This window comes from Streptomyces sp. BBFR51, assembly GCF_044591655.1.
Lineage (GTDB): Bacteria > Actinomycetota > Actinomycetes > Streptomycetales > Streptomycetaceae > Streptomyces.
In genome coordinates this window covers 5,873,913-5,884,142 of sequence record NZ_CP172448.1, presented here as the reverse complement: position 1 = coordinate 5,884,142, position 10,230 = coordinate 5,873,913, and the positions used below count along the sequence as shown (strand labels likewise).

General features: G+C 69.2%; 12 protein-coding genes. 8 read left to right on the top strand and 4 right to left on the bottom strand.

All coding sequences use genetic code 11. The features are described 5' to 3' along the window. Positions 1 to 27: 27 nt before the first annotated feature. Positions 28 to 567 (bottom strand): hypothetical protein, encoded by a 540-nt coding sequence (locus ACGH7X_RS27065; protein WP_399889173.1) that lies wholly within the window; start codon positions 565 to 567, stop codon positions 28 to 30. A 27-nt stretch (positions 568 to 594) separates the two neighbouring features. Between ACGH7X_RS27065 and ACGH7X_RS27060 the strand changes: the two genes are divergently transcribed. After that, the gene (locus ACGH7X_RS27060) at positions 595 to 1,443 is read left to right on the top strand and encodes a nucleosidase (protein ID WP_399889170.1); all 849 of its coding nucleotides are present in this window, start codon (positions 595 to 597) and stop codon (positions 1,441 to 1,443) included. Between the two features lie 41 nt (positions 1,444 to 1,484). Here the strand turns inward: ACGH7X_RS27060 and ACGH7X_RS27055 are convergent, their stop codons facing one another. Beyond that, complete coding sequence (locus ACGH7X_RS27055) at positions 1,485 to 1,982, bottom strand: ATP-binding protein (RefSeq protein WP_399889167.1); 498 nt, start codon at positions 1,980 to 1,982, stop codon at positions 1,485 to 1,487. A gap of 352 nt (positions 1,983 to 2,334) precedes the next feature. On the opposite strand from ACGH7X_RS27055, the gene ACGH7X_RS27050 reads away from it, so the two are divergent. From ACGH7X_RS27050 to ACGH7X_RS27025, 6 genes are all read left to right on the top strand, one after another. Next, positions 2,335 to 3,108 carry a DUF5753 domain-containing protein gene (locus ACGH7X_RS27050; protein WP_399889164.1) on the top strand — a complete coding sequence of 258 codons (774 nt, stop codon included), beginning with the start codon at positions 2,335 to 2,337 and terminating at the stop codon, positions 3,106 to 3,108. A 10-nt stretch (positions 3,109 to 3,118) separates the two neighbouring features. Then, positions 3,119 to 3,310: a hypothetical protein gene (locus ACGH7X_RS27045; RefSeq protein WP_399889161.1), complete on the top strand. Its 192-nt coding sequence runs from the start codon at positions 3,119 to 3,121 to the stop codon at positions 3,308 to 3,310. 98 nt (positions 3,311 to 3,408) lie between these two features. Then, complete coding sequence (locus tag ACGH7X_RS27040; protein ID WP_399889158.1) at positions 3,409 to 4,785, top strand: extracellular solute-binding protein; 1,377 nt, start codon at positions 3,409 to 3,411, stop codon at positions 4,783 to 4,785. Continuing rightward, on the top strand, positions 4,782 to 5,726 hold the full coding sequence (locus ACGH7X_RS27035; RefSeq protein ID WP_399889155.1) for a carbohydrate ABC transporter permease: 945 nt from the start codon (positions 4,782 to 4,784) through the stop codon (positions 5,724 to 5,726). Before ACGH7X_RS27040 ends, ACGH7X_RS27035 begins: the two co-directional genes overlap by 4 nt. 1 nt (position 5,727) lies before the next feature. Next, positions 5,728 to 6,567: a carbohydrate ABC transporter permease gene (locus ACGH7X_RS27030; protein ID WP_399889152.1), complete on the top strand. Its 840-nt coding sequence runs from the start codon at positions 5,728 to 5,730 to the stop codon at positions 6,565 to 6,567. A 113-nt stretch (positions 6,568 to 6,680) separates the two neighbouring features. Further along, positions 6,681 to 7,394, top strand: a complete 714-nt coding sequence (locus ACGH7X_RS27025; protein WP_399889149.1) for a helix-turn-helix domain-containing protein — start codon at positions 6,681 to 6,683, stop codon at positions 7,392 to 7,394. Positions 7,395 to 7,426: 32 nt separating this feature from the next. On the opposite strand, the gene ACGH7X_RS27020 is transcribed toward ACGH7X_RS27025, so the two are convergent. Continuing rightward, the gene (locus ACGH7X_RS27020) at positions 7,427 to 8,356 is read right to left on the bottom strand and encodes a LysR family transcriptional regulator (protein ID WP_399889147.1); all 930 of its coding nucleotides are present in this window, start codon (positions 8,354 to 8,356) and stop codon (positions 7,427 to 7,429) included. 114 nt (positions 8,357 to 8,470) lie between these two features. On the opposite strand from ACGH7X_RS27020, the gene ACGH7X_RS27015 reads away from it, so the two are divergent. After that, a complete protein-coding gene (locus tag ACGH7X_RS27015; protein WP_399889144.1) occupies positions 8,471 to 8,998 on the top strand; it encodes a sugar O-acetyltransferase in 528 nt (175 codons plus the stop codon). Positions 8,999 to 9,041: 43 nt separating this feature from the next. Here the strand turns inward: ACGH7X_RS27015 and ACGH7X_RS27010 are convergent, their stop codons facing one another. Beyond that, a complete protein-coding gene (locus ACGH7X_RS27010) occupies positions 9,042 to 10,067 on the bottom strand; it encodes an ATP-dependent 6-phosphofructokinase (protein WP_399889141.1) in 1,026 nt (341 codons plus the stop codon). Positions 10,068 to 10,230: the final 163 nt, after the last annotated feature.

Below are 10,230 nucleotides of genomic sequence, written 5' to 3'. Positions count from 1 at the left end.
CCGTTCCCTCTCCTGGCGGAGGGTCGCTCACCCCGCCTTCGCATACCACACGACCTGCGAGGCGAGCCCCGCCACGGCGAGCGCCTCCAGTACCGAGAGCACGACGAGCAGTCGGGCGGCGTCCCCGTTCGTCCAGAAAACGATCAGCGCCGCCAGGGGTACCGCGCAGAACGCCGTCAGGTCGATCACGGTCTGGATCGTCTTGCGGGACCGGCGCCGGGTGTCGCTCCGGTGGTACGCCTCCCACCCGAAGGTCGCGAAGCGGCTCCCCTGCGGGGCCAGTTCGGCCAGCTTGGGACCCAGGTCGTCCCGGACGTAGAGGCCGATCGCCGAGATCTTCTCGTCGTTGACGAGGTAGGTCCACCCGAGGACGAGGCACACCGGTGGCAGCGCGAGCAGCATCGAGGGCCGCTCCGCCTGTGCCGTGGCGGCGATGACGGCGGCCACGACGGCGAGCGTCACGTAGAGGAGGTTGTCCCGGAACCCGATCCTCGCCCTCTGCTCGCTCTTCACGGTCTCGTACTCGGCGAGCAGCAACTGCCCGACCGTGACGTCCTGTTCCGGCACTCGAATCCCTTCTCTCAGCGGTAACTTATGACTATGCCGGACATCCAGCCCACCGTTCTGGTGCTGACCGCACTCCCGCTCGAATACGCCGCGATCCGCGCGCACGTGGAGGAGCGGGAGGAACGAGTGCACCGGGACGGCACCCGGGTCGAAGTGGGCCGACTGACGTCGGCTTCCTGGCACGTTGCCCTCGCCGAGCTGGGCATGGGCGCCGAGCGCGCCGGCGTACTCACCACCCAGCTCATCAATTGGCTGCGCCCCGAGGCCGTGCTCTTCGTCGGTGTCGCCGGCAGCCTGAAGGACGACGTCGGGATCGGCGACGTCGTCGTGGGCACGCAGGTGTACGAGATCCACGGCGGCAAGCAGACGCCAGAGGGCTTCCTGGTCCGGCCGAAGGCCCTGCCGGGCTCGCACGCGCTGGAGCAGGCGGCCCGTTCCGCGGTGCGGGACATGCCCGGCGTACGGGCGCACTTCATGCCGATCGCCACGGGGGATGTCGTCCTGGCCGACGCCGAGTCCGAGATCGCCCGGTTCGTCCGCCGGAACTACAACGATGCGGGCGCGATCGAGATGGAGGGCTCGGGCGCACTCCGGGCGGCCCACCTGAGCGGCCAGTTGAACGCCTTGGTGATCCGGGGCATCAGCGACCGCGCCGACGCCAAGAAGCACAGGGCCGACGCCTCGGGTTCACAGCAGCGCGCCGCCAAGCAGGCTGCGGCAGTGACGGTGGCGGTGCTGCACAAGCACCGGCCTCGGGAGGGCTGCTCCGACTCCGAGGAGGTGCCCCAAGAAGCGACGTACGGCGGAGACCACATCGACTTCCGGGGCGGCACCTTCCACGGCCCCGTCACCGGTAAGGGCGACAGGCGACGGTAGGGGCAGCACGCCCGGCCCGCCCGCGCTGCCGAACTCGACGCTCAACCCACATACCTCCGAGCCCCGCCCCGAGGCACCACCGCCCACATCCGCGTCCCACCTCCGGGCTCCCGGGCCTCCCCGAACCCCCACTCCCCCTCGCACGCCCGCACCACGCACCCCAGCACCCGCAACGCCGCCCGCCTGCGCGCATCGCAGGCCGCGACCAGCCGAGGGTGCTCGTGCCGCCGGTGCCCGTCGAAGAACACCACCCGCAGGGCGCCCTCCCGGTACCGCAGCGACACGTACACCTCGTCTCCCGGCGTGAAACGGCAGGCGCAGGCGGCGAGTTCCCCCACCACCTGCACCACCGCGTCGGCCATGTCGTCCAGCCCGTGCCCTGCAAGCACGGCCCGCGTGGCGACGCGCGCGACACGGGGGCTGGTCGGACCGGCGGGCAGGGTGAAGCTGTAGGTGAGCATCTCGGGTGAGGGCGGTGCGAAGTCCGGCTCCTCGGCGAAGACGGGACAGGCGGAGACTCCGACTACGGACGCGGACATGGGTGACTCCCTTATTGGCTACGGGCATTCGACAGCGCGCCGACACCTCGACCAGTGGTGGCCTGTCTCCCTGGCGCGGCCCACCCCTCCCAGGGAAGGAGTACGTGGGCAGGCTCGCGCGATGCACTTCCAACGGCGTCGGACCGTAAGCGGCTCATCACCGACTGTAGAGCAAGCACGGAGTACAGGTACTACTCTCCGGAAAGTCCTCAGTGGACCGCCCAGACACACCAGCGGCAGACTGTCCCCGTCACACCGCAGAACGGGAGGACGAATGCCGCCGAGGAGCGCTCCGACGGAGCGTCAGCGACGACTCGGGGCCGAGTTGCGCAAGTTGCGTGTCGCGGCCGGGATGACTACGGAGCGCGCCGCCGCCCTGCTGGACGTTCCACGGACCAATGTGCCCAACATGGAGTCCGGGCGCTCTGGCATCAGCGCGGAACGGGTACGCACCCTCGCGGGAAACTACAGCTGCACGGACCAGGCCCTCGTCGAGGCCCTCGCCGCCATGGCCGCCGGGCGCGAGAAGGGCTGGTGGGAGGCGTACAAGGGACAGCTCCGGGACGGTTTCCTGGACATCGCCGAGATGGAGTGGCACGCCACCCGCCTACGAATCGCCGTCACCGTCCACCTGCCGGGGCTGCTCCAGACCGAGGAGCACGCCCGGGCGGTCTTCGAGGCGGTGATCCCCCGCCTGTCCTCGGACGACATCGACGTCCGAGTCGCTCACCGGATCGACCGGCATCAGGTGCTGAACCGTCCTGATCCCCCGAGGCTCGACGTGATCGTCCACGAGGCCGCCCTGCGTATGGAGTTCGGCGGCCCTGCGGTCGCGCGGCGCCAGTTGGAGCGTCTGCTGCGCATCTCGGACGGCGAGAACGTGAACCTGCGCGTCATCCCGTTCAAGGCAGGCGGCTTCCCCGGGGCCGGGCAGTCCGTCGTCTACGCCGAGGCAGCCGTCCCCCGCCTCGACACTGTGGAGCTCGACAGCACCCACGGCCCTGAGTTCATCGACGACGACGCCCAGCTTGCCAAGTATCGCGCCCAACTGGATGCCGCAGAGACAGTTGCCCTCGACCCGCCTGCCTCACGCGACTTCGTCCAGACCCTGGCCCACGACCTCTAGGAGAGCAGCGGTGAACGACATCACCTGGGAAGAACCGTTCTGCGGAGAAGGCGCCAACTGCTTCCGCATAGGCACCGACCCGGACGGCAACGCCTACGTCGCCGTCGCCGGACAGGAGGACCGCTACCTCACCGACACCGGCGAAGCCCTCCGCGCCCTCATCCGTGACATCAAGGCCGGCAAGGCCGATCACCTCCTGTAGGCCCAATCCTGCGCACACGCATTGACCTGACTAGACCACTCCTCTTACGTTCGCCACGCAGCCGTCCAGGCCACAGCGTCGTGTGCCCGTAGGAGGTCATGCCCGTGCGCCCCACCGTCCGGTTCACCACCCTGTTCACCCTCACCGCGCTCGCCTCCACCGCGCTCGCCGCCTGCGGCAGCGGTTCCGGCAGCGATCCGGACACGGTGAAGGTCTCCTTCAAGCAGTCGACGGACAACTCCATCAAGGTGATGGACACGTACCTCGGCGACATCAAGAAGCAGTTCGAGAAGGCCAACCCAGGGAAGAAGGTCGAGCTGGTGCCCATCAAGGCGCCGGACTCGGAGTACTACACCAAGCTCCAGCAGATGCTCCGCTCCCCCAAGACCGCCCCCGACCTGGTCTACGAGGACACCTTCCTCATCAACTCCGACATCACCAGCGGGTACTTGAAGCCGCTCGACGACTACCTGGCCAAGTGGAAGGACTGGGACCAGTTCATCGACACGGCGAAGGCCGCGGCCAAGGGCGAGGACGGCAAGACGTACGGCGTGCCGGACGGTACCGACACCCGCGGGTTGTGGTTCAGCAAGGACGTCTTCGCCAAGGCCGGGCTGCCCGCCGACTGGCAGCCGAAGACCTGGGACGAGGTCCTCGACGCCGCCCGCACCATCAAGGAGAAGGTGCCCGGCGTCACGCCGCTCAACGTGTACACGGGCAAGCCCGCCGGTGAGATGGCCACCATGCAGGGCTTCGAGATGCTGCTGTACGGCACGGGCGAGGGGGCCGCGGACCCGCTGTACGACAAGGGGAGCAAGAAGTGGATCACGGCGGGGCAGGGGTTCAAGGACTCCCTCTCCTTCGTGGAGAGCGTGTACAAGGAGAAGCTCGGCCCGGAGGTCTCCGACGCGCTCGACCCCAACTTCTCCACGAAGATCCGCGGTGAGCTGCTCCCGCAGGGCAAGCTCGGCATCAACCTGGACGGCTCCTGGCTGCCGCAGGACTGGCTGGAGGGCAGCGGGCACGAGTGGCCCGAGTGGTCGAAGGAGCTGGGTCTTGCCGCCATGCCCACGCAGAACGGGCAGGCTCCGGGCAGGGTGAGCATGTCCGGGGGCTGGACCTGGTCGATTCCGGCCAAGGCGGGGAATCCGGACCTGGCTTTCGAGTTCATCAAGACGATGCAGACGAAGGCGAACGCCCAGAAGTGGTACGTCGCCAACTCCGGCATCTCCGTCCGCGAGGACGTCGCCAAGGACCCCGCCTACGTCGACGCCCAGCCCGGCATCAAGTTCTTCACCGATCTCGTCGCCGACACCCACTACCGGCCCGCCTACCCGGCGTATCCGAAGGTGTCCGTCGCCATCCAGGAGGCGATGGAGGGCGTGACGACCGGCGACAAGTCGGTCGGGGAGGCGGCGCGCGGCTACGACGAGGCGCTCAAGGAGGCGACCGACAACCAGGTGGTGAGCAAGTGACGGCGACCGCGCCGGGGCACGCGGGGCCGGAGATCCGTAAGACCCCGGCCTCCCCGGCCCCCTCCGGCGCGCGGACCGGCACCGTCCGCCGCTCCCTGTTCCGGGCCCTGCCGCTCTCCCCCGCCGTCGTGCTGCTGGTGCTGTTCCTCGCCGGCCCGATCGCGTACTGCGTCGTCATCGCCTTCACCGACCTCCAGCTCACCGGGCAGGCGCAGGAGTCCTTCGTCGGCTTCGACAACTTCACCCGCGCCTTCAAGGACGAGGCGTTCCTCAACGCCGTATGGCTGACCCTGGTGTTCACCGTGCTGTCGTCGCTGATCGGGCAGAACACCCTGGGGCTCGCGCTGGCCTCGCTGATGCAGCGGGCGTCGAAGCCGGTCCGTACGCTCACCGGTGGCATCGTTGTCACGGCCTGGGTGCTGCCGGAGGTGGTGGCGGGCTTCCTGCTCTACGCCTTCTTCCGGCGCGAGGGCACCCTCAACGCCATCCTGGACTGGCTCCACCTCCCCTCCCAGAACTGGCTGTTCACACTGCCGATCCTGGCGGTGTCCTTCGCCAACGTGTGGCGGGGCACGGCGTTCTCGATGCTGGTCTACTCCGCCGCGCTGAACGAGATCCCCAAGGAGGTCACCGAGGCCGCCGAGGTCGACGGCGCGAGCGGCTGGCGCCGGATGTGGCACATCACGCTGCCGATGATCCGGCGCTCCATCGGCACCAACCTGATGCTCAACACCCTGCAGACACTGTCGGTCTTCGGGCTGATCTGGGTGATGACGCGGGGCGGGCCGAGCGGCAAGAGCCAGACGCTGCCGCTGTTCATGTACGAGCAGGCCTTCCAGAACAGCCTGATCGGCTACGGCACGGCGGTGGCGCTGCTGCTGTTGCTGATCGGCTCGCTGTTCTCGGTCGTGTACCTGCGCCTGCTGCGGACGGAGGTCTGACATGGCGATGACGCCCGCCTCCCGACGCAACAGGCGCCGGACGGCCGCCGACGCGGGACTGCTCGTGGCGGCCGCGGCCTTCGTGCTGCCGCTGGCCTGGGTGGTGCTGTCCGCCCTGGACCCGCACGCGGGCCTCAGGGTGAAGGTGCCCGACGGGGTGACGCTGGACAACTTCGACGCGATCCTCACCCCGGAGATCACCTTCACGCCGCTGCTCAACAGCCTGATCCTGTGCGGCGGCGCGACGCTGCTGACGGTGGTGTGCGCGGCGCTCGCGGCGTACCCGCTCTCCCGTTTCCGCTCCCGCCTGAACCGGCCGTTCCTGCTGACGATCCTGTTCGCGACCAGCCTCCCCATCACGGCGATCATGGTGCCGGTCTACGCCCTGTTCGTACGGGTGAACATGATCGACACCATGCAGGGGACGATCTTCTTCTTCGCCGCCTCCCAACTCCCCTTCGCCATCTGGCTCATGAAGAACTTCATGGACGGCGTGCCCAAGGAGCTCGAGGAGGCGGCCTGGACGGACGGCGCCTCGTCCTTCCAGTCACTGCTGCGGATCGTGCTGCCGCTGATGGGTCCCGGGGTGGCGGTGGTGACGGTGTTCTCGTTCGTGATGATGTGGGGCAACTTCTTCGTCCCCTTCATGCTGCTGCTCACCCCGGACCAGATGCCCGCCTCGGTCAGCATCAACGACTTCTTCGGCAACCGGGGCATGGTGGCGTACGGGCAACTGGCGGCGTTCTCGATCGTCTACTCGACGCCGGTCGTCCTGCTGTACGTGCTGATCTCCCGACGGCTGGGCGGGGGGTTCGCGCTGGGCGGGGCGGTCAAGGGGTGAGTACGTGGTGAGTACGGGGCGCGGGGTGCGGAGCGCAGGGCCGCTCCGTACGTTCCCACAATCCGTATCGCTGGCCGAACAGCCCGTAGTCAGCATCGCTCCGGACCTCTACGGTGTGGCGCGTGCGCCGACCCTCACCCCACCCGAGCCAGTCGGGTCCCCCGTTCAACGCCCTCGCCGCCCGCCGGCTGCGTGCCGCCCTCAACATGGGCCCCGAGCACGTCGCCCACGGCATACGGGTCTCGTACGGGCTGCCGTACGTCAGCCCGGACCTCGTCGTCGCCTGGGAGCGGGGGACGGCCTCCCCCGAGGGCCCCGAGCTCACCGCGCTCGCCGGTGTGCTGTGGTGCTCGCCGGGTGAGCTGATCGGGCGGCCGCAGTCCCTGCGCGAGCACCGGGTCGCCCGCGGTCTGGCGCCCGAGGACGTGGCGCGTGCGGTCGGGCTCGGACTCCCGGCGTATCAGCGGATGGAGGAGGCGGACGACTGGCGCGGCACCGACCGCCAGTCGGCCCAGCTCGCCGACCTGCTCGGCCTCTCGCTGCCCGACTTCGTGACCGTCACGGGGCGCGAGGAGAAACTGGCCGACCTGCTGTCGAGCGCCGTGACCACCCGCTGGCAGGGCTGTGTCCGCCCGATCGCCAAGCTGGCCCCGCTGGACCGGCGCGTCCTGGAGAACGTCCTCCAGGTGCTGCACCAGGACTACCAGGGCCGCATGGCCGCCACCCTCAGCTGGGGCGGCGGCAGCGGCGACGCGGGCGCCGGGGGCCGCGACTTCCTCGACCGGATCGTGGAGCACTTCTGGTCGGCGGTGGAGCGGCATCCGTGAGCCCGCGGAAGCCCGTGCCTCCGGTCGTCCGGTCAGCGGTCCGCCCAGTCCGGCACCCACGCGTCGTGCGGGGTTCGCGGGCCTGCGGTGCGCAGATGGTCGCGTAGCGCGGTCAGCACGGGGTGCTGGTCTCCGCTGCGGAACAGCAGCGCGTGCGGGTAGACCGGGGTCGGGTCGTGCAACGGGATGCGCCGTAGGTCGTGGTTCTGGGGCCACAGGTACCGGTCCCCGCTGCCGACGAGGGTGGCCAGAGCGGCCGAGTCGGCCAGCGCGTCCATCAGGGCCTCGTCACCGAAGTTGGGGCCAAGCGCGTCGATACTCAGGCCGAAGGCCTCGGACAGCGCCTGGTAGAACGCGGCCCACTCCGTGTCCGGCCTGATCCCGGGGATCCAGATGCGGTGGCCGGCCAGGTCCGCAGGACTGACCCAGGGCGTGTCGGCCAGCGGGTGGCCGGGTCCGACCAGGAGCTCCAGGGGTGCGTCCAGGAGTCGTTCGGCGGTGATCCCGGCCGGGACCCGGTCTGCCGGCAGGGCGCGGAAGGACGCGTCGACGGTCCCTTCGAGCACCGCCTGGGCGGCCTGGGCGGCGTTCTCGTTGCTCAGCGTGACCGCGTCCAGGTTCGTCTCGGGGCGGGAGCGGTAAAACCGGTAGACGGCCTGGGCCGGGGAGATGCGCCGATTGAGGACATCGACGCGCAAGGGACGGCTTCCGGGGCGCACGGCCTGCTCGGCCTGCTCGATGGCCGCCAGGACCTTCTTGGCGTGCGGCAGGAAGACCTGCCCGTCCACGCTCAGCCGGGAGCCTCGGGAGGTCCGCACCAGGAGCGTGACCCCGATATGCCTCTCCAGGGCCGCGATCCGCTTGGAGACCGCCTGCTGGCTGATCCCCAGCTCGTCGGCCGCAGCCTGGAACTGGCCGGTCTCGGCGACGGCCACGAACGTCCGCAGCGCTTCAACATCCACGCTTCCACCCTACTTTCACAACCATTGGTTGTGGCTGGTGTGGTGCGGGGTTGTTTGATCGAGTGTTCTGCGCGGTGATGGGATCAGCGCATGTCTACCCGCACAGAGCAGGTCATGTATGTCCAGACGCCCGAGTTCGCGCGCCATGCGGAGCGGATCGTGGAGGTGACCGATGCGACGTCTCGACTGAACGTGCTTCCGTTCAGCGACGGCGAGGGCCGCGCGGAACTACTTTCCGTTGTGTTCGGTGGCCCGCTGCCGGAATCGGTGACGATCTACCCGCCGTTCTTTACCGAGTACGGGCTGAACACGACGTTCGGGAAGAACGTCTTCGTCAACCAGGGATGCACCTTCATGGACAAGGGAGGCATCCGCATCGGGAACGGCGTCATGATCGCCCCGAAGGTCAGCCTCATCACCGGAGGCCATCCACTGCCCCTGGCCGAGCGTCGCGAGTACCTCTCCTTCGCCCCGGTCGTCATCGAGGACGACGTCTGGATCGGGACGGCTGCCGTGATCACGCAGGGGGTGACCATCGGTGCCGGTGCGGTGGTCGCTGCCGGTGCGGTGGTCACTCGTGATGTTCCTGCCGGCACCGTGGTCGCGGGAGTGCCCGCCCGGGTGATCAAGAAGATCGACTGAGCCCGGCTGAACAGGGTCCGGTTCGTGGCCGATCACGTGCCGCCTAGAACACCGACTCGGCCTCGTCCATCCGGTCCTTCGGGACCGTCTTCAGCTCGGTGACGGCCTCCGCGAGCGGCACCATGACGACGTCCGTGCCGCGCAGCGCGGTCATCCGGCCGAAGTCGCCCCGGTGCGCGGCCTCCATCGCGTGCCAGCCGAAGCGGGTGGCGAGGACACGGTCGTACGCGGTGGGTACGCCGCCGCGCTGGACGTGGCCGAGGATGACCGGCTTGGCCTCCTTGCCGAGCCTGCGCTCCAGCTCGTAGGCGAGCGCGGTGCCGATGCCCTGGAAGCGCTCGTGGCCGAACTTGTCGATGGCGCCCTTGCCGTAGTCCATGGAGCCCTCGGCGGGGTGGGCGCCCTCGGCGACGCAGATGACGGCGAACTTCTTGCCGCGGGCGAAGCGCTCCTCGACCATCTTGACCAGGTCGGCGGGGTCGAAGGGGCGCTCGGGCAGGCAGATGCCGTGGGCGCCGGCGGCCATGCCGGACTCCAGGGCGATCCAGCCGGCGTGCCGGCCCATGACCTCGACGACCATCACGCGCTGGTGGGACTCGGCGGTGGTCTTGAGGCGGTCCATCGCCTCGGTGGCCACGCCGACGGCGGTGTCGAAGCCGAAGGTGCGGTCGGTGGAGGAGATGTCGTTGTCGATGGTCTTCGGTACGCCGACGACGGGGAGGCCGGCGTCGGAGAGCATCCGGGCGGCCGTGAGCGTGCCCTCGCCGCCGATGGGGATCAGGGCGTCGATGCCGAAGTTCTGGATCATGTCCGAGGCGTTCTCGCAGGCCTCGCGGAGCCGGTCGCGCTCCAGGCGGGAGGAGCCGAGGATGGTGCCGCCGCGGGCGAGGATGCCGCTGACCGCGTTGAGGTCGAGGGTGCGGTAACGGCCGTCCAGCAGGCCCGCGTAGCCGTCCTCGAAGCCGATGACCTCGTCGCCGTAATTGTCGACCGCTCGGTGCACGACCGACCGGATCACTGCGTTCAGGCCGGGGCAGTCGCCGCCTGCGGTGAGAACTCCGATACGCATCGTGCTGTGTCTCCTGCTCGCTGTTGACACCGGTGAGCCGATCCAATTGTTCCATGCCCCGGACGACAGTGGACGACGGCGGAGGCTGACGGGCACTGACGGGCGCCTTAACCATCGCCGGAGGTATTGTCAAGAGCGTTCCGCTCACCCCGGTGGGCGCTCT

What these genes read in the sequence shown, in the direction of transcription:
- ACGH7X_RS27060 (WP_399889170.1), top strand. Translation starts at nt 595, where the DNA reads ATGACTATGCCGGACATCCAGCCCACCGTTCTGGTGCTGACCGCACTC.
- ACGH7X_RS27055 (WP_399889167.1), bottom strand. Translation starts at nt 1,982, where the DNA reads ATGTCCGCGTCCGTAGTCGGAGTCTCCGCCTGTCCCGTCTTCGCCGAG.
- ACGH7X_RS27050 (WP_399889164.1), top strand. Translation starts at nt 2,335, where the DNA reads ATGACTACGGAGCGCGCCGCCGCCCTGCTGGACGTTCCACGGACCAAT.
- ACGH7X_RS27040 (WP_399889158.1), top strand. Translation starts at nt 3,409, where the DNA reads ATGCCCGTGCGCCCCACCGTCCGGTTCACCACCCTGTTCACCCTCACC.
- ACGH7X_RS27030 (WP_399889152.1), top strand. Translation starts at nt 5,728, where the DNA reads ATGGCGATGACGCCCGCCTCCCGACGCAACAGGCGCCGGACGGCCGCC.
- ACGH7X_RS27015 (WP_399889144.1), top strand. Translation starts at nt 8,471, where the DNA reads ATGTATGTCCAGACGCCCGAGTTCGCGCGCCATGCGGAGCGGATCGTG.
- ACGH7X_RS27010 (WP_399889141.1), bottom strand. Translation starts at nt 10,067, where the DNA reads ATGCGTATCGGAGTTCTCACCGCAGGCGGCGACTGCCCCGGCCTGAAC.